The organism is Pilosibacter sp. NGB245 (assembly GCF_057397225.1).
Genome location: NZ_CM171584.1, coordinates 905296 through 925562 on the forward strand (window position 1 = coordinate 905296; position 20267 = coordinate 925562).

Genomic DNA, 20267 nt, shown 5'->3' on the forward strand with positions numbered 1-20267 from the left:
ATGGTATCTTCTGCGGTAAAAAAATATGCTGCCTTATGTATGGTCTGCCTGTGCTCATCCCTGTTTTTTCTTGGCCTGTATCAGTTCAATAATAAATATAGCCAGAACACAACCCAAGCGGCAAATGGGATTCTGGCGCTTTCTGAGGAAGAACTTCAAAAGTCACCGGTGCGCTTTCTGGTATCCGGCTGGGCATTTTATCCTGACGCGCTTTTGACCCCGGAAGAAATACAAGATGAAAGCCATTATATGCGCTACCTTTCCATTGGAGAGCAGACCAATTTCTCCAGCCCTGCAAACCCTTCTCCCTATGGCTGCGGGACTTACAAGATGACATTCTTCCTGCCGGAACGGAAGGAAACATATGCGCTGGAAATCCCGGAAGTGTTTTCTGCTTACAACCTTTATCTGGATCATGACCTGATCCTGCAAATGGGGGAACCTGCACAGGGGACACCATTGGTTCAAAACCGCATGGTCACTTTTCATGGCGGAAAACCGGTCACACTCACCATAGCGGTCAGCAACTATGACCACTTTTACGGAGGGATTGTTTATCCGCCTGCTTTCGGAACGATGCTGGCGGTCAATACAACCAGAGGAATCCGGTTTGCATTCTGCCTGTTTGGCTGTACAGTTACCTTTGTCTGTGCGCTGCTGTCCTTTTATTTCAGCCGCCGGATGAAACAGAAAAATACATTCCTGTTCGGACTGATCTGCCTTGCCATGTGCGGCCTGTCATCCTATCCTGTGCTTCATATGCTGGCTGCGGTTCCCATATTCCCCTGGTACACGATTGAACTGTTCTGTATCTATCTGGTTACCTGGCTGATCGTAGTTCTTCAAAACCGGATATGCAGGCCGGGCTTCCTGCCTGCGGCCATCAGTAATGGAGTGGGTGCTGCCTTCCTGGTATATGCGTTTTTGTATGGCATGATGGCTTCCCATCTCTCCCTTGGAGCTATTCGTTTCTTCTCTGCATCGGTCTTTTGTTATAAGGCGGCATCTGCGCTCTATCTGATTATCATCGCTGTGCTTGCCATTCACAGAGGAGAAAAACGGAGCAGGCCGATCTTCTATGCTGCGGCAGCCGCAACCTGCGCCTTTATATGGGATCGCCTTCTGCCGGTTTATGAGCCGGTTATCGGCGGTTGGTTTTTGGAATGGGGCAGCTTTTTCATAGCAGCCGCCATCGGTTATTCCCTCTGGCGCGATATGGTAGAGGGTTATGGAAACAGCCTGATTTTTCAGGAAGAACGCAAGCAGGTCATCCGTCAGCTTTCTATGCAGACCGAATACAGCCGTCAGGTTTCAGAGGCAGCGGAAGAAAACAGAAGGCTGATCCACGACATCAAACACCATCTGCGCACCATAGACCGCATGGCCTCTGAACATGGACAGACGGAGATCTGCTCCTTCCTGTTACAGGTAGAGGAACAGGTTGCGGCATCATCGGGCCACTCCCATGTTGCGTTCTGCAAAAATCCCGTCGTAAATGCACTGATTGAATACTACTACGGCATGGCGCAGACACAAGGGACAGAATTTCAGGTGCGGCTCGATCTTCCCGATCAGATGCCTCTTACCGATGTGGAACTGTGTACGGTGCTGGGCAATCTTTTGGACAATGCCGTTGAGGCGTGCAGTCGCCAAAAGCAAGGGGTGCGCCGCGTTTTCATTGCAGGCGAAACCAGAGGCAATATGTACTTTTTGAAGATTGAAAACACTTACGACGGTCTGGCCTTGCAGGAGGGAAAAACATTCCTCTCCCGAAAGGGTACATCTGCTGATCATGGAATCGGGCTTTCCTCTGTCCGAAAAATCATTGAAAGCCATGGCGGTGATCTCGATCTTGTTCCCGGTGAGGAATCCTTTCTTGCTGGAATTACAATACAGATGTAAAAACTGTTTTTTGAGGCGCATTCAGATAACATAGGAAAGACCGCTTGTGGCGCTTTCTTGAATTGAAAAAGCCCGCTTTTCGCGAAACTTGGACATTGCATTTTCGTACATTTCTTCGAGGGAAACGCACTGGTGATTGTAATGAGTTGAATAGGCGAAGCCTATTTTTAATGTAACAGGAAATTCCGAAGAATTCCCTGTTACATTAAAAGGCATTGACGTGCCAAAGATGCGCACTCGCGCGAAGAGGTCGTAAGGCGAATCCACAATAACAGCGGTATAGGTGAAAGTATTTATTCCGACATAATTAAATCAATGAGTGAATCAATGTGAACTTGCATCACATTAAGGAATGGAACTGATAAATCAATTCCTTTGAAAATCAATGGGAGTTCTGTGCATCCAAGTATGATTGTGTCAACGTTCTCATCTTGAATGATTCGTTCTGCAATTGTTCGAAAGTTGTTTTGAGTATCAGATACAACTTTTCCAAGTTCCAGTTCTGTTTCAATTTTTCTACCAATATACTCTTTCTCTGCCGCATCCGGTGTAATGACTTCGATCCCTTTAGATTCGAAAGATTGCTGAAAAAAGGTTCCGTTCATGGTTGGAAGAGTTCCTAACAGGCAAACTTTTCTGTATCTGTGTGCTTTGGCAAATTCACTTGCGGTATCTACCATACTAACAAGCGGTACAGGAGATACTTTCGATAATGCATCAAAAACAATATGTGTTGTAATTCCGGTTAGAGCAGCGTATTGTACTCCTGCTGCAGAAAGTTGATTGATACCGTTGAGAAGATAATCTGTCAACCCATCATAATCCTGCTTTTTGCATAAATTGAGTACGTCGAATACATTAAGACTTTCTATGGTGATATTGGGAAAGAAATTTTGACCACTTTTTTTCTGTACGCCATATTCTATGCTGCGATAATATTCAATGGTGGATTCTGGCCCTATTCCACCAATTAATCCTAACTTTTTCATTAATTTTACCTCTGAGTTTAGGAAAGTCTGCAAATATGTTCGTCTTCATGAATGCCTTGTGCAAAGCTTCTAATGACTTTCCTGACGGAATGGCATGTAGATATTCCACGGTACATTTATAAGAGCATAGTCTGTTTTTTAAATTCCTGTCCGATCTTATTCTGTTCTTTCATGCATGCAATAAATTTCTCACGGGTCACATCTTGCGGGCGGTACTGCCATTCGGTGGAAGTGAGAATTCTATCTGCCATGAGATCAAATTCATCTTCAGTGATATCGATATCATCGAAGCATACCGGAAGACCGATACTGGCATTGAATTTCATGATCGTATCACGGAGAGCGTTCGCGCCTTCATAGGTGAGCAGGCAGAGAACACCGAGGGATACGACTTCGCCGTGCAGGTGTTCGTGACCATGACGCGTGATCGTGGAGCCGTTATAGACACAGTGCGCGAGGGAGGAATTGTAGTAATAATCCGGAATATGAGTCGTCATATTGGAAACGATACCGGTGGAGACGATGATATCCAAAGTGACCTGTATGAGGGCATCGCTGACTTTGTGCGCTTTTAAGGATGCGAGTGCCTCTTTTCCATAATCCAGGAGCGGTTGTGTGCAGACTTTACTGAGCTGGACACCCATTAACGGAGTATGGCTTAAGTGCTTACCTTTGCTGGAAAAAACAGCCTCACATTCTTTGGAGAGTGCGTCGCCGATTCCGGCCCAGAGGAGGTCGTAAGGAGAATCCGCAATAACAGCGGTATTGATGAAGGTATGATCAGCAAGCTTCGGATAATAATATTCCCGGAAGGTGCCGTTGGCATTGTAGATGACACAGATGGCAGTCACGGCCGCGCAGTTGCTGGCAACGGTCGGGAAAGTAAATAGTGGTTTGTCAAGTTCGTTTGCTACATATTTTGCGGTGTCGCAGGCTCTTCCTCCACCGACACCAAAGATGATATCTGCGTTGCGGACAGCCGGATTCGCGATCAATGCATTGCCGTTCTCGTAGCTGGAATCACCGCCGTACCAGATGAAATCCGTGATCTCAAGATCGGAGCCCTTGATGCCTTCCAGGAGCGCATCTTTTGCTTTTTCCATGGCTGTTTTACCGCCGATCACGACTGCCTTTTTTCCATAGTTTCTTGCGACGTATGGAAGTTCCTTGTAACAATTTTCACCGATGGAGTAATTAGGAAGATATACACTGTAACTCATTTGCTTCTGCCTTTCTTGTTGTGAGCTGACAAATATCCGGAAAAGGCGATACCTGTCAGGTTGTAGGGGTAACTGTTAGAGGATAGAATAAACTGTCCGGAAGCGTTACGGTTGATAGTAAAGATTTGTCATCAAAATGGATAACTTATCAATATTATAGGCGTTTGGAAAAATAATTCAAGATGTTCTTAATTTATGTCCTTTAAATTTTCCTGCCATTGCACATCACATTGTGCTACTGCAGAAAACCAATGCATGTATGATCATGATTATGCACGAGGAGTGTGAGAGAAATAAGAAGATGCCAGATAGTTTCTAACTGTTCCAGCGGATTTTGAAAAAAGGAATATTTGAGCAGGAAAAAAAGTTCACAATTAATTCACAAAAAATTAGCACTCACCTCTTGACAGTGCTAATAATATGTGCTATAGTACATGCAGAACAAAGGAAGAGAGAAAGAAATCAAAGGGATGCAAAAAGTCCTGGAGATTTTCAGAATCTCCCAGACAATAGATTTCAGATATTCTGATTGGAGGAATGATTTATGTATATGCCGAGTATTTTTGGAGAGAGTTTATTTGATGATATGTTCCCGTTTGATGACAGCTTCTTTACTTCTAAGAAGAATCCGCTGTATGGAAAGAATGCTTCGAGAGTTATGAAAACTGATATCAAGGAGAATGAAGGTTCCTATGAACTGGACATCGATCTTCCGGGATTCAAGAAAGATGAGATCACTGCAGAATTGAAGGATGGTTATCTGACCGTCAGCGCTGCTAAGGGTCTTGATAAGGATGAGGAAGATAAGAAAGGTCACTATATCCGTCAGGAGCGTTATTCCGGAGCAATGAGCAGAACCTTCTATGTTGGCGAAGATGTAAAGCAGGAAGATATCAAGGCTAAATTTGAAAATGGTATCTTAAGCCTGTCCGTTCCGAAACCGGTTGAGCAGAAGAAGGTTGAAACTTCTAAGCGTATTGCGATCGAAGGTTAAGGAAGCGCGGCAGACAGTGAAAGCTGCCTGCGGTGTATGGTATCAATGAAAATAACCTGTAGCTGAAAAGGACCGTTGCCTTTGCAGAGAGATCTGTGGGGCAGCGGTCCTTTTTTATGTAACAGGAGATTCATAGGAAGTTCCTGTTACATAAAAAGGCACTGACGTGCCCAAAATGCGCACTCGCGCGAAGATGCAGATTGTCGCAAGCGACCGCGCGTGGCGGGAGAATGTGCCAAGGCACATTCTTTTATATAAAAGGTACAACTGCACGTTATTGGTTTATCATAAAATCGGCAGAATACCCCCATTCCTCGTAGGTGGCGGGATGAATGCCACTATAACGATACACAGACAGATGTAAAACGGTAAGCAATTACAATTCTTTCTCTTCCCTTTTGTGAAACCATGTGCTATAATTAACACAGAACATATGTTCTGCGCCAATTAGGAAAGGAGGAACCGTTTTGTATTTGACCGTATGCCAGCAGCTAAAGCATCTGTCCAAAGATGAATTCCTCATTCTACGGGAATTATGCCGCACAGCCAAAAACCTGACCAACCAGGCCATCCACCAGGTACGGCAGCATTACTTTGAACATAGCCGGTATCTTCCATATGAGAAAAACTACGCCATCTTAAAGACTTCCGAAAACTATCGGCTGCTGAATTCCAACATGGCCCAGCAGATCCTTAAGGAAGTGGATGGATCTTTTAAGTCTTTCTTCGGTCTGTTGAAACTGGCAAAGCAGGGGAAGTATCCGTTTTCATCCTGCAGGCTGCCCAAATACCTTCCAAAAGACGGCTACGCAACCCTGATCGTCGGGTTTGTAAGACTGAATGGGAACCGGTTTGTCCTTCCGTACTCAGCAGCGTATAAGAAGCATCATAAACCGGTCACCATTACCATCCCGCCGGTCCTGGCAGATAAAACCATTAAGGAGATCCGTATCATCCCAAAAGCAGACGCCAGGTTCTTTGAGATCCAGTACACCTATCAGGTGGAAGCGGCTCAGAGAAATCTGAATCCAACCCATGCACTGGCGATCGACTTCGGGATCGACAATCTCATGACGGCCGTTTCCAACAGAGGGGAAAGCTTCCTCATCGATGGGAAACGCTTAAAATCCATCAACCAGTGGTTCAACAAGCGGAACACCTGCCTGCAGAGCGTCAAAGACAAGCAGCACTACGGAAAGAAAACAACCAGACGTCAGGCCGTTTTGCAGAGGAAGAGAAACAACCAGGTCCGTGACTACATGGGTAAAGCAGCGAAACAGGTGGTCACCTACTGCATCCGGAACGATATCGGAACCCTGATCGTGGGCTACAATACCACATTCCAGCGCTCCTCAGATCTTGGCAGGCAGATGAACCAGGTCTTTGTGGGAATTCCGTTCGGGATACTCCGCAGGAAACTGAAATATCTGTGTGAAATGAATGGGATCCGCTACGTGGAACAGGAGGAAAGCTATACTTCCATGGCATCCTTCTGGGATCTGGATGAAATGCCCGTATATGGAGAAGCAGGACTTGTGCCACCGGTCTTTTCCGGTCGCCGGATCTGCCGTGGCCTGTATCAGGACCGCTCTGGAAGGCGGATCAACGCTGATGTCAATGGTGCTTTAAATATCATGCGTAAATGTAACATTGTGAGCCTAAGGGCTCTATATGATAGAGGCGATGTGGATACGCCTGTAAGAATAAGGATCGCCTGAGAGCGGGCGGAAACTCAAAGATCAAACTTCTTAAACGGGAGTCCAAGGATTCCCCAGAAGCCCCCACTTCAAATTTCTTCAAAATTAAGTGGTGGGTAATTCACGAGCGGCGTGAGCTATGGTACTGTAAAAAGATTTGAATTGGGGAACGAAAAGTGTCAGGGAAGAGAGAAATAAACGGAGTTTTTATGATCCCGTTCGGACTTGTGGCGGGATTTGCAGACGGGCAGGAGATCCGGATCACGGAGCTTGCGAAACAAGGATTTTGTTTTCGGACATTGGATGAGATCCGCGAAGTAAAGGGATTCCGGATCTGTTTTTATGATGGTTTCAACGGGCTGAAGGCGGGGAGTCAGGAGAAGAAAAGCGGGGATCCGTATACGGAAGTTGAGATTCGTTCTTTTGAGATGGAAGTGCGTGTGGAAGATGGACCGGGGATTCCGGTATATGAGTATTCGGTGTTTGTGGAGCAGGAGAAATACCGGGAATGCGCTGGAAAACTGATCCTTTGGTATGATAGATTTGTGCGGCTGAAGCTGGAGTGCGAGGACGGGGAACTTGCAATGGCGCTTACCGGGTATCCGGCAAAAAAGGATGAACAGTTTGCGGAGAATTTCATTGAACAGAAAAAAGAGTGGTTCGGTGAAGGAGAAGACAGGGCGAGGCTGGAAACGCGAATCGAAAATCAGTCAGGTATAAGGGAAACTTGCATCGCAGCAGGAGATTTTGAACTCAAAGAATACAAAGAACATAAAGAATACAAAGAATATAAAGAATACAAAGAATATAAAGAGCAGGAACGGAAGAATATCGAAGTTGCTGTGGAATTGGACCGTCCGGAGCTTTATGAGCGGTATTTATCCATGAAATTCCGCGATTTTATGGACTTGTACTGGAACGTGAATGGGGCTAAAGAGCTGGGAAAACGAATGCCGGTTCCAGAGCGGATTTATGTGGGAAATGCCTTCTGCCATCTGCTGTTTCCTGAAAAACGGCAGTTGTTTGAGATCTTTAAAAAGGCAGAGTCGGAAGGTCTGGCTGTGACAGTTACATTTTCATATCTGCGGGAATTTATGCAGAAACCGGTGGAAAACCTGTTGGATGAGCTGGAAGAATGGTGCAGAAACCGGGAGACATTTCTGGAGATCGCGGCAAACGACTGGGGCCTGCTGGAGCTTTTGAGAGAGCGGAAGGAATGGAAGGAAGAAAAAGAAGCTTTTGTGCCCTGTATGGGGACCCTGTTAAATAAAAGAAAAAAGGATCCACGGATGGGATACAAGCAGGGAGAGACAGGATATTTCCGGGAGAACAGCCTGAATGCGGAATTTTACCGGACGTATCTGAGGGACACGTTCGGGATCCGGCGGTACGAGTGGGAGTCCTGCGGATACAGGCAGGAATTTCCGGAAGGAAAGAACAGCATCCACGTTCCGTTTTATCAGACGAACACCTCCCAGTATTGCACGCTGTATGCTGTGTGTAAAAATGGAGAGCGGGGAAAGCAGGAACTGCCGGAATCGTGTCCGGGATATTGCAGGGAGAAAGTCTTTCTGTATCCGAAGCATTTGAAGATGGTGGGGCGGTATAATTCGCTCTTTGCGCTGGATGGGAGTTCAGTTTCCGGAATGGCGGATACAGAAGGTTGGAAAGAGAAAAGAATTGATAGAATTGTAGTAAATTTGCTGTAACTAATATGCAATTAAAAATAGCAGATAGTCAGAATTGTACTTGTGAAAAAAGAAACGAAATGTGGCAGGTGCGAACTTTCAGAAGTTGAGAAGCTGAGTTTAAGGAGAAATACAATGAAGATCACGGCGGGACTTGGATCCATCGATGAATATGTGCGGTACGTCGAGGCCGGGGCAGATGAGTTTTTCTGCGGATACGTACCTTATGAATGGAATAAAAAATACGGGACGGTGCTGCCGCTAAACCGCCGCGAGGTTCTTGGCATCAACGTGCAGATCGGGGCGGAGAGTGAGCTGAGGATTCTGGCGGCGCTGGTGAGAAAATATGGGAAGCCGGTACATCTGACATTTAATTCGCTTTATTATACACCGGAGCAGTACCCAGAGATCGCGGATGTCCTTCACCGGTGTACGGAGCTTGGATTTTCAAGCTTTATTATCGCGGATCCGGCGCTGCTGATCTACCTGAAAAATAATGGGATCCGCTGTGAGATCCATCTGAGTGGGGAGACGGCAGAGGTAAACAGCCGGATGATAGATGTATTTGACCGCTTGGATGTCAGTCGGCTTATCTTTCACAGGAAGAACAGCTTCGCGGACATGGAGTCGGTGATCCGGCATGAGAGGGAAAAGGGCAGCAGGGGCGTATGTGAATTTGAGGCATTTGCACTGAACGAGCTCTGTCAGTTTTCGGGGGCGTTCTGTAATTCCCTGCACTGCGACGAGATGGGGCATCTGTGCCGGGTCCCGTATAAGATAGGAAAAGTTAAAGGAAATAGAGAGAAAAAAGAAGAATGTGAAGAAACAGAGAAGCTGATCTCACGGACGGAGAGCACAGTGAAAGATGCGAATGATGAGCATAGCACAGATAAAACGAAAGAAGATGATGAGGAACGGATGTATGATCCCGATGGCTATCTCTGCGGTGCGACAGGCTGTGGACTCTGCGCACTGTATCGGTTGCGACAGGCCGGAATCACCCATTTGAAGCTTGTGGGGCGTGGAAATTATGTAGATTTTATGGAAAAGGATATCCGGAACCTGAAGACAGCTCTGGATATCCTTGAGCATGTGGATACGGAAGAGGAATATATCAGGGATATGAAGCGAATGTTGTTTCCGTATGGATGCAGTGGGTTGTGTTATTATAGAGAAATGAATCCGGTTACCGGGAAGACCACTTAAATACAGTGCGCAGGAAACCGGATTGGAAGCATATTAACACTCGATGGCTACCTTGATCACACCGTCCATCTTATTTTCAAAGAGTGTGTATGCTTCTTCGATCCTGTCTAACGGATATGTATGTGTGATGAGCGGTTCCGTATTCAGTCTGCCCTCTGCGATCAGCCGCAGTATTTCCTCACAATTGCAGCCGTCTACACCGCCGGTCTTGAACGTGAGGTTCTTGCCGTACATATCCGGCAGCGGCAGTGTCTGAGCCTTGTCATAAAGAGCAACGACCGTCACGACCGCATTTGGTCTTGCACATTCCCATGCAAGGCGAAACGTGGATTCGGCTCCTGCGACTTCGAGAACGACATCTGCTCCGCCATGGTCACTGTTGGTACGGACATAATCCACACAAGCTTCGGGTGATACGGTAAGGATTTCCGGATAGTGCTCATGGATAAAGCGGATACGGCCTTCGTCTTTTTCACAGACGATGATACGTTTCGGATTCTTCAGCATGACACAGAGCAGCGTACAGATGCCCGTAGGTCCTGCTCCGATGATCAATACCGTATCCTCCTCTTTGATCTCAGAAATACGAGCTGCCCAGAAACCGGTGGCAAGAACATCTCCGACCAGCAAAGCCTGACGGTCTGTAACATGATCCGGGATTTTATTTAACCCCTGATCTGCAAACGGTACACGAACATATTCTGCCTGTCCGCCATCGATCCGGCATCCGAGAGCCCAGCCGCCATTCTGATCGGTGCAGTTGTTTACATAACCATGCCTGCAGAAAAAACATTCCCCGCAGAAGGTTTCCACGTTTACCGTGACTCTGTCACCGGGCTTCACATTCGTTACGGCGCTGCCGATATCTTCAACAATACCGACCATTTCATGTCCGACAGTTATACCCGGCACTGCGCGGGGGACGCTTCCGTGTTTAATGTGCAGGTCACTTGAGCAGATGCTGGCGAGTGTTACCTTTACAATGGCATCCCGTTCATCTATAAGAACCGGCTTCGGTTTTTCCATTAATTCAAATTTTCCTTTGGAAACATAAGTATATGTCTGCATTTTTATCCATCACTTTCTTCTTTATTTATTGATTCTTTTATCTCGGTCGAGAAGACGCCCGCATTTTTTAGTGGTGAGTAACAGCAAATTTGTCTCGGTGGGAGTCAGGTCTCCGACTTGAATCATGTCTTTGGTGGGCCCAGGGGCAAAAGTATTCCTACAGACAAGCCTGCGTCGGACTTCGGACCGCATGATCTTAGTATTATATTATAGCACTTATCTGCGCGGATAGATACAAAATTCCCTTTCCGGATCCGGAAAGGGAATAGATTAGATGTTGCTCCTGTCTGCAATGAAATGCAGTGTGAAGGATATCTCTAATATAAAGAAGTGATGATGTTTACACACTGATCGATTCCGAGCACACCGCTGTTGAGTGTCAGATGATAATTCTGTGCGTACCCCCATTTCATGTCGGTATAGAACCGGTGATATGCGGCACGGCGTTTATCCTTGTCGCGCAAGCGTTCCTCCGGGGACTGTTCACGTTCTCCATAAACCTCGACGATGCGGCGGGCACGGAAATCCATATCTGCGTGGATAAAGACTTTCAGGCAGTCGGCCTTATCCTGTAAAATGTAATCAGCACAGCGTCCAACAATTACACAGGGGCCTTTTTGTGCAAGCTCCGTGATGACCTTATATTGATGCTCCCACAGAATATCTTCATTTGTGAGGCCAAATAAGCGGTTTGAAAATGCAGATGAGAGGAAGCTGCCGGGCGTATATTCACCGGCTTCCTTTACATACTCCGGTGTAAAACCGGTTTCTTTTACCATTTCCTGAATGATCTCTGCATCATAGCAGGGGATGCCCAGCTGTTCTGCCACTTTTTTTCCGATGCTGCGTCCGCCGCTGCCAAATTCACGGCTGATCGTAATCACTCTGTTTTTCATACGTCTTATGCTCCTTTCACATTTAATTCATGATATGTTTTTATGATAATCACTGCTGAGATAATAAAGGTCAGAATATCTGAAACCGGCATGGAATACAGAACACCGTCCAGACCGAAGAAAACCGGAAGGAGCAATGCGAAGCCGACTCCGAATACTACCTCACGGAACATGGAAAGCATGGTAGATGTCAATGCCTTGCCCACGGCCTGTAAAAAGATGAAACATGCCTTGTTGACACACGCGAAGATCATCATGCAAAGATAGGTACGGAATGCCTTAACAGCAAAATCGGTATAGTAGCTGCTCTCATTAGAAGCGCCGAAAATAGCGATAAGCTGATGCGGGAATCCTTCCGCCAGTATGAGCGCGACTGCACCTACCAAAGCCTCGGAAATAAGCAGCCGGGTAAACAGCTCCCTCACACGCATGGTCTTTTCTGCACCCATGTTATAGCCAACGATCGGAATACAGCCGGCAGCCATGCCGACTACGATAGAAATGACGATCTGGAAAAATTTCATTACGATCCCGACGACTGCCATGGGGATCTGTGCGTACTGCTCCTGTGAGAACACAGCGTCCAATGCACCGTATTTACGGAGCATATTGTTGATCGCTGCCATTGCGGCCACAAGGCTGATCTGAGAGAGAAAGCTGGTAATACCAAGGGTGAGCATCCGTCCGAATATATTTGGAGAAAGTGCATAGTCACCGGCTTCCGGCTTGATGATCCGCATGTGCACCAGATACCAGACAGCGAGAATTGCCGTCACCACCTGACCAATCACTGTGGCTACAGCTGCACCCATCATGCCCCACTGAAGGCCGAAAATGAAAATCGGGTCAAGAATGATGTTGATAACAGCGCCTGCCAGTGTGGAAATCATGGCAAATTTCGGGTTCCCGTCTGCACGGATAATAGGATTCATAGCCTGACCGAACATATAAAACGGAATCCCAAGAGTAATGTAGAAGAAATATTCCTGTGAATGCCGGTAGGTTTCCTCATTGACCGTACCGCCAAACATGGCGATGATGCTGTTTGCAAAGATCAGATATACGGCGGTCAGGATAAGACTTCCTACAATGATCAAAACTACCGCATTGCCGACACTGCGCTTTGCCCGGGCTGTTTCATTCCGGCCAAGCGCCATGCTGACAAAGGCACAGCAGCCGTCACCGACCATCACGGCGATAGCCAGTGCAACAACCGTCAACGGAAAAACAACGGTATTAGCTGCGTTTCCGTAAGAGCCGAGGTAGCTGGCGTTTGCAATAAAGATCTGATCAACAATATTGTATAATGCACCTACTAACAATGAGATGATACAGGGAACTGCATACTGACGCATCAGCTTATCAATACGCTCTGTTCCCAAAAACTGATTTCCAATTTCCATAATGATCTCCTTTTTCTTAAAAAAATAAGAAATGCGTAAGCTCCTTTAAATCCGGACTTACGCATTTCTGCAACACGATCTGTCTATAAAATTGTTCTTTATCGTTCACTTCCCACCTCCTTTCAATTTAAATCGAACACCCGTGAGACTTGGCGCTTGATTCTGGTATTCCTATCAGAATCACTGCGCATCCTTGCGGAGCATTTATCTCGGTCGGAGACCTAACTCCCACGGAGATAAAAAAAGTGTGGCGCTTCTGCAACTGGATTTACGCAGAAACGCCACACGATGTAGCATTATTATAGCAAAAACGGAAAAAAATGTAAAGCAGTGGATTTTGATTGAACATAATATACAAAGTTAAATTATAATACGATATATAATGATACATATTGACAAATGGTTATAATATGATATATAATGTATTTCAGATGAGAGATGTGAATTTTGAAATAGATTTTGAAGGCGAAAGGGAGGGGAAACATGAATCTGGAATTGTACTTGGAACAGATGAAAGAGCTGGTCAACATTGACAGCGGCTCCGGAAATGTAGCCGGAATCAACCGGGTGGCAGATAAATTGGCTGGCTGGTATCAGGAGATCGGCTGGAACGTAGAACGAATTCCTGCCGATGGAGGTCGTCAGGTTCTTCTTATTACAAATCATGTATCCGAACATTATGATGCGATGTATATCGGTCATATGGATACGGTATTTCCGGACGGGACGGCAGAGAAAAGACCATTTCGAATCGAAGGAGAAAATTACTACGGTCCGGGTGTTGGTGATATGAAAAACGGTGATCTTGCAATGTTTCATATCGCGGCAAATTTACCGGAAACTGAGAAGAAATGCCTGAATATCGCAATGGTCTATAATCCGGATGAAGAGATCGGGTCGATCTACTCAAAAGAGATCACGGATCGAATCGGCTGTAAAGCAGATCACATTTTTGTCATGGAATCTGCCGGAAAAAATGGAACCCGCCATTGCTTTGCGAGAAAAGGTTCCCTGACGTATGATATTGAGTTTCAAGGTCAGGCGGCCCATGCGGGCTTTATGTTTGAAGTAGAAAATGCGTCTGCGGTTCTTGAGATGGGACATTACATTGTAGAATTAATGAGTCTGGCGGACAGAGAAAAAGATACGACGGTAAATGTCGGGATTGCAAATGGCGGTACAGCCAGAAATGTAGTTGCAGATCATGCAAAAATCAGTGTTGAAATGAGATTCAGGGATGACAGCGAAAGAATCCGCTTGAAAGAATATGTAAATAAAATAACAGAAGGACAACCGTTTGTTCCCGGAGTAAAAACAACGATCACGATGCAGAAGGAAACTCCGCCGTTTATAAAAACAGAGGAAGCGAAAAAGTATATCGAACGGGTCAGAAAAATTGCCGAAGAATATGGAATTCCATTTGAGGAAAAAGACCGCGGAGGACTCTCTGACGCGAACCATCTTTCAAGATGCGGCAATGCGATCGTTATGGATGGAATGGGACCGCATGGAGCGAATGATCATAGTGAGAAAGAGTACGGATATATCGGATCCGTTGAACCATGTGTAAAGCTCCATCTGGCAATTCTAAACGATATGTTAAATAAACAATAAGCCGAAGGGAGAGAATCTGATTGATAAAATATGTTATAAAAAGACTTTTTTATGCAATACCGGTGTTTCTTGGAATTACATTTACGGTGTATTTGCTGATCAATCTTGCTCCCGGAGGACCGCTTTCAATTTTGGCTTCATCCGGAGAAATGTCACTCAGCGATCTGGAGGCGTTGAAAGCTTCACTGGGACTTGATAAGCCGGTTCTTGTCCGGTATTTTCTGTGGCTGGCAGACCTGCTGCATGGAAATCTTGGAACATCATACCGTACCTCCCAGACAGTCAGCATGATGATCGGACAGCGTATCATCCCATCATTACTGCTTACTGGAACCGGTATTATTGGTGCGATCATCATAGGAATTCCGCTTGGAGTGGTTTCAGCCTGTAAACCGAATTCGATATGGGATCATATCAGTACATTTGTTGCTTTTATCGGAGCATCTGTGCCAAACTTCTTTTTAAGTCTTCTTCTGATCTATGTATTGGCTGTAAAAATGAAATTGTTTCCGACGAGCGGCATGTATTCGGCAGGAACTGGTGGTGATTGGAAGGATCTTCTCTATCATTTGGCACTTCCGGCGTTCGTGTGTGGAATCCAGCCAATCGGAAATTATATCAAACAGACAAAATCGAGTGTTCTTGAGGTTTTGAATGAGGAGTACATAAAAACAGCAAGATCAAAAGGACTTAGAAATGTCGTCATTGTGATCAAACATGCATTTCGCAATTCACTGATTCCGATCGTTACAACCCTAAGCCTTTCTGTCCCGTTTCTGATCGGAGGAGCTGTTGTAACAGAACAGATATTTGCCTGGCCGGGGATCGGAAGTCTGATGATCACTGCGATCACAAGTCGTGATTATCCGGTGATCATGGGAGTCGCTGTTTTGATCTGTGTCGTTGTTCTCGTTGTAAATCTGATTCTGGATCTGATCTATGCTGCGTTGGATCCGCGAATTAAATTTAAATAGGAGGGCACCAGGGCATGAAAAAAATATTAAGTAATCAGGCAGTAAAGAAATTTATGCATAACCGGAAAGCTGTTTTAGGTCTTATCATTGTCTGCTTTCTTGTTTTGGCAGTTATCCTGATGCCAATATTCATGAAGCTCGACCCATATACGACCGACCGGGCGGTAGGATTCAACAAAGCCCCATGTCCAGGCCATCTTCTGGGCACGGATGATGTGGGAAGAGATCTGTTCGCAAGGCTTTTATATGGAGGAAGAATCTCACTGTTTGTCGGAATCATGTCTACGATCATTTCAGTTTTGATCGGAATTCCGTTAGGACTGATCGCCGGTTATTTCAGAGGAATTGCAGAAACTGTCATCATGCGTGTCGCAGATGCATTTATGTCATTCCCGACGATGGTCCTGATTCTTGTTCTCGTTGCGGTGTTCGGACCGTCGATCCTTACGGTCACGGTGGTGATCGGAGTCCTGGGCTGGACTGCAATAGCAAAGCTGATTTACGGCAATGTTTTATCGATCCGGGAACGTGAATATATTCAGGCAACAAAAGCGATTGGAATGAGTACTCCAAAGATTCTGCTTTCAGAGGTACTGCCAAATGCGATCCCTCCGGTATGGGCAAATATTTCATTCCGGGTAGCAGGCGCAATTTTAACAGAATCCTCGTTAAGCTTTCTCGGAATGGGTGTCCAGACACCACAGGCATCCTGGGGAAATATCATATTTGCAGCGCAGAATCTTCTTGTATTGACGGCACGTCCGTGGGTGTGGTTCCCACCGGGAATCTGCATCATTCTCGTTGTTGTAGGATTTAATTTTATCGGAGAAGGTGTACGAGATGCCCTTGATCCAAAAACAAAATAGGGCAGTATATATCAAAAAATTTAAAGGAGGATCATTATGAGATCAGGTAAAAAAATTGCAGCGTGGATGCTTGCGGCAGCCATGGCAACAGGACTTCTCGCCGGATGCGGAGGCAGCTCCGGAAATGAGACGACAGCGGCTGCATCTGCAGCGGAAGGAACAACAGCAGCGTCAACGGCGACGGATAAGACGGGAGATTATTCCGATAAGGTCATTACATACGGTTTGACAACTGCATGGGATACCGTTAATCCTTACGGATCTACATCCGGATCGATCTATCAGAATCTGGTCTGCGACAAGCTGTATGACCGCCTTGCATTTATTGAGGAAGCAGGTTCCGGAGTATCACCGAGAGCGGCTAAATCATGGGAATCTGCTGATGATGGAAAAGCTGCGATCTTTCACTTAGATGAAAATGCAAAATGGCACGATGGTCAGCCGGTAACCGCAAAGGACTGGGTATTTACCGCACAGCTGATCACAAATCCGAAGTTTGATTACGGACTCAGAAGTGAGTTCAACACATGGGCAGGAACCGATGATAATGGTCTTGAAACGGCTGAAAAATCCGTCGGAGTTGAGGCTGTGGATGACTATACATTGAAGATTTCTTTTAAGAATGTTACTCCGGTCGAGGATTGGCTGATCCTTCATAACAAGTATTTCTATGTACTTCCGGAACATCTTCTTGGTGATATCGCACCTGAAAAAATGAAAGATGATGAGTTCTGGAAAGCACCGATCGGTTCCGGTCCCTGCACCTTTATCTCTGAGCTTTCCGGAAGCCAGCTGGAGCTGGGATCTTTTGCGGATTATCAGCTTGGTGCGCCGCAGTTTGGCAAACTGATTCTGAAAGTGATCGCTTCCACGAATACGATCACATCCATTGCAGCAGGAGAGATGGATGGATTTTATCAGCAGCCAACGACTGATGATGCACTTGCGGCAAAGGATATGGGACTTACGGTGACAGAATCAAGTGAACCGACCTTTGTAGGCGTATTCCTGATCAATAACCAGAATGTATCAGATAAGCGTATTCGTCAGGCAATGAGCTATGCAATTGATAAGGATCTTCTGATCGAGCAGAATCTGCAGGGAAAAGGCATTGCACCGGCAACCTGTGTGATCCCGGGATCGGAATATGATTGCGGACTCACCTGGTCCAGAGATGTAGATAAGGCGAAAGAGCTTCTTGCAGAGGCCGGATGGGATTCATCAAGAACACTTAAAATGGCAGTAACCTCCGCAAGAGAGAGTATGGCAGCAATCATTCAGCAGAATCTTGCAGAGGCGGGAATTACGATCGATGTTCAGACAGTTGAGCTTGCAACGATGTTCTCAGGACTTCAGGATGGCACTTATGATCTTGGAATTTGCGGCTCAACAGCAATGTCCTATCCGCTCTGGATGTCCGGATATTATGACAATAAGAATGCGACATACTGCCAGATCACAGATACCGCATACGCAGAGCTTCAGGATAAGATTGCTGCTGAAACAGACGAAGCAAAGAAAAAAGAACTGGTAAACGAATATCAGCAGCTTCTTTGGGATGAGATGCCGTTGGTAATGCTCTACAACGGATATATTTTCGGAGTTCAGTCGGAGAGATTCCAGGGATATAACGCATTTGAAGGCGGAGTCAATAACCAGGCTGTCTGGAAATGGTCTGTAAAAGAATGATCAGAAACCGGTGACGGGTTTGTCACAAATTTAGAAGGATGATGACAGGAGGGGAGCAGATGGATGAACATTTGCTGGAAGTTAAAAATCTGAAGGTTTCCTTTAAAGTAGGAAAAAAGAAGCTGACAGCAGTGGATAATGTTACTTTTTCACTGGACCGGGGAAAGGTGATCGGGATTGTTGGAGAGTCAGGATGCGGAAAAAGCGTCACGGCCACTTCGATTATGCGTCTGGTATCTCCTTCTGTCTGCGAAATTGATGAAAACAGCCAGATCCTGTTTGAAGGGGAAGATCTGTCAAAGGCATCAGAAGCCAGAATGAGAAAGGTGCGGGGAAATGAGATCTCCATGATCTTTCAGGAACCGATGTCGTCTCTGAATCCGGTATACAGGATCGGAGATCAGATGTTAGAGATGATCAGGACCCATCATCGTGAGATACCAAAAAAGGAAGCATTAAAACAGTGTATTGAAATGCTTGCCAGAGTGGGGATTCCTTCTCCGGAGCAGCGGATCAGGGAATTTCCACATCAGATGTCCGGTGGTATGAGACAGAGGGTAATGATCGCAATGGCATTGCTCTGCCAGCCAAAGCTTTTGATTGCAGATGAACCGACAACGGCCCTGGATGTGACGATTCAGGCCCAGATCCTCAGAATTTTAAAGAAGCTTGCGGAGGAGTCAGACACATCGGTGATTTTGATCACACATGATATGGGTGTGGTGGCAGAAATGGCAGATCATGTCATGGTCATGTATGCTGGAAAATCAGTGGAATATGGAACCGCAGAAGATATCTTTGATCATCCGATGCATCCATACACGGTGGGATTGCTGAAATCAATTCCAAAGCTTGGAAGTGGTCAGGAAGATCATCTGTTTACGATCGAGGGAACGGTTCCGGGGTTGGATGAGATGCCGGCCGGATGCAGATTTTCCACGCGATGTCCATATGCAACGGAGCAGTGCAAAAAAGAAGACCCGGGAATGCAGGGAGAAGCAGGACATTTTGTACGATGCTTCCGGTTTATGGATCCCGAGATACAGGATAGCAGGGAGGTGGAATAATGGAGACCCCTTTATTGGAAATCCGGGATGTAAAAAAATATTTTCCGGTAAAAAAAGTACATGGAAAGGAAATTACAGTAAAAGCGGTGGATTCCATTAACCTGAAGATCAATCAGGGAGAAATCGTAGGCCTTGTAGGCGAATCGGGCTGTGGAAAATCAACGTTAGGAAAGTCCATTTTAAAGCTTCATGAGATAACTGGAGGACAGATCCTGTTCCATGGAGAAGATATTACAAATTATAACGAACGCCAGATGCGTCCGCTGAGGGAAAAAATTCAGATTATTTTTCAGGATCCGTATGCGTCCTTAAATCCAAAGAAAAAAATTGTTCAATCCGTTATGGCACCGCTGGATGTGGCGGGAAAATATACGAAAGAAGAAAAACTGGAAAAGGTCAGGAAGATCCTGCGGGAGGTCGGTCTCAGTGATAAATATCTTGAAAAATATCCGCATGAAATGTCTGGCGGACAGAGACAGAGAGTCGTGATCGCAAGAGCCCTGATCAACGATCCGGAACTTGTCATTTGTGATGAGCCGGTATCGGCGCTGGATGTGTCAGTTCGATCACAGGTGCTGAATCTGTTAAAGGACCTTCATAAAGAAAGAAATTTAACGTACATTTTCATTTCTCATGACTTGAGCGTAGTGGAGTATCTTTGCGACAAGGTGGCGGTCATGTATTTGGGGCGCATCATGGAATATGCAGGAAAGAGGGAGCTCTATGGGAAACCTCTTCACCCGTATACAAAAGCATTGCTGTCAGCAATTCCGGTTCCGGATATCCACGCGAAGCGGGATGAGGTGATTCTTCAGGGAGAATTGCCGAGTCCGTTAAATCCGCCGACAGGATGTCTGTTCAGTACAAGATGTCCGATGGCAACAGACCAATGCAGACAAAGTCGTCCGGAATTAACAGAGATCACGGGAGACGATGGAACAAAGAGAAGCGTTGCCTGCTTTCTGTATCAGTAAACATTGTAAAAATATAACAT

Annotated in this window: 16 protein-coding genes; 11 read left to right on the forward strand and 5 right to left on the reverse strand. The window is 45.9% G+C overall.

Annotation, left to right across the window (positions count from 1 at the left end; translation table 11 throughout):
* Entirely contained in the window at positions 1-1902 is a 1902-nt protein-coding gene (locus ACXMYH_RS04010) for a sensor histidine kinase (protein ID WP_486555578.1), read from the forward strand.
* A 293-nt stretch (positions 1903-2195) separates the two neighbouring features.
* Here the strand turns inward: ACXMYH_RS04010 and ACXMYH_RS04015 are convergent, their stop codons facing one another.
* Both ACXMYH_RS04015 and ACXMYH_RS04020 read right to left on the reverse strand, forming a co-directional pair.
* On the reverse strand, positions 2196-2891 hold the full coding sequence (locus ACXMYH_RS04015) for an aspartate/glutamate racemase family protein (RefSeq protein WP_486555579.1): 696 nt from the start codon (positions 2889-2891) through the stop codon (positions 2196-2198).
* 116 nt (positions 2892-3007) lie between these two features.
* Positions 3008-4111, reverse strand: coding sequence for an iron-containing alcohol dehydrogenase family protein (locus ACXMYH_RS04020; RefSeq protein WP_486555580.1), 1104 nt, complete (start codon positions 4109-4111; stop codon positions 3008-3010).
* A gap of 544 nt (positions 4112-4655) precedes the next feature.
* On the opposite strand from ACXMYH_RS04020, the gene ACXMYH_RS04025 reads away from it, so the two are divergent.
* From ACXMYH_RS04025 to ACXMYH_RS04040, 4 genes are all read left to right on the forward strand, one after another.
* Positions 4656-5105, forward strand: a complete 450-nt coding sequence (locus tag ACXMYH_RS04025; protein ID WP_117553222.1) for an Hsp20/alpha crystallin family protein — start codon at positions 4656-4658, stop codon at positions 5103-5105.
* A 467-nt stretch (positions 5106-5572) separates the two neighbouring features.
* The gene (locus ACXMYH_RS04030) at positions 5573-6823 is read left to right on the forward strand and encodes an RNA-guided endonuclease InsQ/TnpB family protein (protein ID WP_486555581.1); all 1251 of its coding nucleotides are present in this window, start codon (positions 5573-5575) and stop codon (positions 6821-6823) included.
* Between the two features lie 155 nt (positions 6824-6978).
* Positions 6979-8511 (forward strand): hypothetical protein, encoded by a 1533-nt coding sequence (locus ACXMYH_RS04035; RefSeq protein WP_486555582.1) that lies wholly within the window; start codon positions 6979-6981, stop codon positions 8509-8511.
* Positions 8512-8625: 114 nt separating this feature from the next.
* Complete coding sequence (locus ACXMYH_RS04040) at positions 8626-9696, forward strand: U32 family peptidase (RefSeq protein ID WP_486555583.1); 1071 nt, start codon at positions 8626-8628, stop codon at positions 9694-9696.
* A gap of 33 nt (positions 9697-9729) precedes the next feature.
* On the opposite strand, the gene ACXMYH_RS04045 is transcribed toward ACXMYH_RS04040, so the two are convergent.
* From ACXMYH_RS04045 to ACXMYH_RS04055, 3 genes are all read right to left on the reverse strand, one after another.
* Positions 9730-10764: an alcohol dehydrogenase gene (locus ACXMYH_RS04045; RefSeq protein ID WP_486555584.1), complete on the reverse strand. Its 1035-nt coding sequence runs from the start codon at positions 10762-10764 to the stop codon at positions 9730-9732.
* Positions 10765-11081: 317 nt separating this feature from the next.
* Positions 11082-11660 carry a cytidylate kinase-like family protein gene (locus ACXMYH_RS04050; RefSeq protein ID WP_486555585.1) on the reverse strand — a complete coding sequence of 193 codons (579 nt, stop codon included), beginning with the start codon at positions 11658-11660 and terminating at the stop codon, positions 11082-11084.
* Positions 11661-11665: 5 nt separating this feature from the next.
* Entirely contained in the window at positions 11666-13063 is a 1398-nt protein-coding gene (locus ACXMYH_RS04055; RefSeq protein ID WP_117515519.1) for an MATE family efflux transporter, read from the reverse strand.
* A gap of 483 nt (positions 13064-13546) precedes the next feature.
* On the opposite strand from ACXMYH_RS04055, the gene ACXMYH_RS04060 reads away from it, so the two are divergent.
* The 6 genes from ACXMYH_RS04060 to ACXMYH_RS04085 all read left to right on the forward strand — a co-directional run bounded on the left by ACXMYH_RS04060 (position 13547) and on the right by ACXMYH_RS04085 (position 20247).
* Positions 13547-14677, forward strand: a complete 1131-nt coding sequence (locus tag ACXMYH_RS04060; protein ID WP_486555586.1) for a M20 family metallopeptidase — start codon at positions 13547-13549, stop codon at positions 14675-14677.
* A 62-nt stretch (positions 14678-14739) separates the two neighbouring features.
* A complete protein-coding gene (locus ACXMYH_RS04065; protein WP_486555850.1) occupies positions 14740-15651 on the forward strand; it encodes an ABC transporter permease in 912 nt (303 codons plus the stop codon).
* A 14-nt stretch (positions 15652-15665) separates the two neighbouring features.
* Complete coding sequence (locus ACXMYH_RS04070) at positions 15666-16517, forward strand: ABC transporter permease (protein WP_215703107.1); 852 nt, start codon at positions 15666-15668, stop codon at positions 16515-16517.
* 36 nt (positions 16518-16553) lie between these two features.
* A complete protein-coding gene (locus ACXMYH_RS04075; RefSeq protein ID WP_215703108.1) occupies positions 16554-18206 on the forward strand; it encodes an ABC transporter substrate-binding protein in 1653 nt (550 codons plus the stop codon).
* Between the two features lie 59 nt (positions 18207-18265).
* On the forward strand, positions 18266-19273 hold the full coding sequence (locus ACXMYH_RS04080; protein ID WP_117515484.1) for an ABC transporter ATP-binding protein: 1008 nt from the start codon (positions 18266-18268) through the stop codon (positions 19271-19273).
* A complete protein-coding gene (locus ACXMYH_RS04085) occupies positions 19273-20247 on the forward strand; it encodes an ABC transporter ATP-binding protein (protein WP_177968701.1) in 975 nt (324 codons plus the stop codon). The genes ACXMYH_RS04080 and ACXMYH_RS04085 overlap by 1 nt, the downstream gene beginning before the upstream one ends.
* The last annotated feature ends 20 nt before the right edge of the window (positions 20248-20267 follow it).

What these genes read in the sequence shown, in the direction of transcription:
- ACXMYH_RS04010 (WP_486555578.1), top strand. Translation starts at nt 1, where the DNA reads ATGGTATCTTCTGCGGTAAAAAAATATGCTGCCTTATGTATGGTCTGC.
- ACXMYH_RS04015 (WP_486555579.1), bottom strand. Translation starts at nt 2,891, where the DNA reads ATGAAAAAGTTAGGATTAATTGGTGGAATAGGGCCAGAATCCACCATT.
- ACXMYH_RS04020 (WP_486555580.1), bottom strand. Translation starts at nt 4,111, where the DNA reads ATGAGTTACAGTGTATATCTTCCTAATTACTCCATCGGTGAAAATTGT.
- ACXMYH_RS04025 (WP_117553222.1), top strand. Translation starts at nt 4,656, where the DNA reads ATGTATATGCCGAGTATTTTTGGAGAGAGTTTATTTGATGATATGTTC.
- ACXMYH_RS04040 (WP_486555583.1), top strand. Translation starts at nt 8,626, where the DNA reads ATGAAGATCACGGCGGGACTTGGATCCATCGATGAATATGTGCGGTAC.
- ACXMYH_RS04045 (WP_486555584.1), bottom strand. Translation starts at nt 10,764, where the DNA reads ATGCAGACATATACTTATGTTTCCAAAGGAAAATTTGAATTAATGGAA.
- ACXMYH_RS04050 (WP_486555585.1), bottom strand. Translation starts at nt 11,660, where the DNA reads ATGAAAAACAGAGTGATTACGATCAGCCGTGAATTTGGCAGCGGCGGA.
- ACXMYH_RS04055 (WP_117515519.1), bottom strand. Translation starts at nt 13,063, where the DNA reads ATGGAAATTGGAAATCAGTTTTTGGGAACAGAGCGTATTGATAAGCTG.
- ACXMYH_RS04060 (WP_486555586.1), top strand. Translation starts at nt 13,547, where the DNA reads ATGAATCTGGAATTGTACTTGGAACAGATGAAAGAGCTGGTCAACATT.
- ACXMYH_RS04070 (WP_215703107.1), top strand. Translation starts at nt 15,666, where the DNA reads ATGAAAAAAATATTAAGTAATCAGGCAGTAAAGAAATTTATGCATAAC.
- ACXMYH_RS04075 (WP_215703108.1), top strand. Translation starts at nt 16,554, where the DNA reads ATGAGATCAGGTAAAAAAATTGCAGCGTGGATGCTTGCGGCAGCCATG.
- ACXMYH_RS04080 (WP_117515484.1), top strand. Translation starts at nt 18,266, where the DNA reads ATGGATGAACATTTGCTGGAAGTTAAAAATCTGAAGGTTTCCTTTAAA.
- ACXMYH_RS04085 (WP_177968701.1), top strand. Translation starts at nt 19,273, where the DNA reads ATGGAGACCCCTTTATTGGAAATCCGGGATGTAAAAAAATATTTTCCG.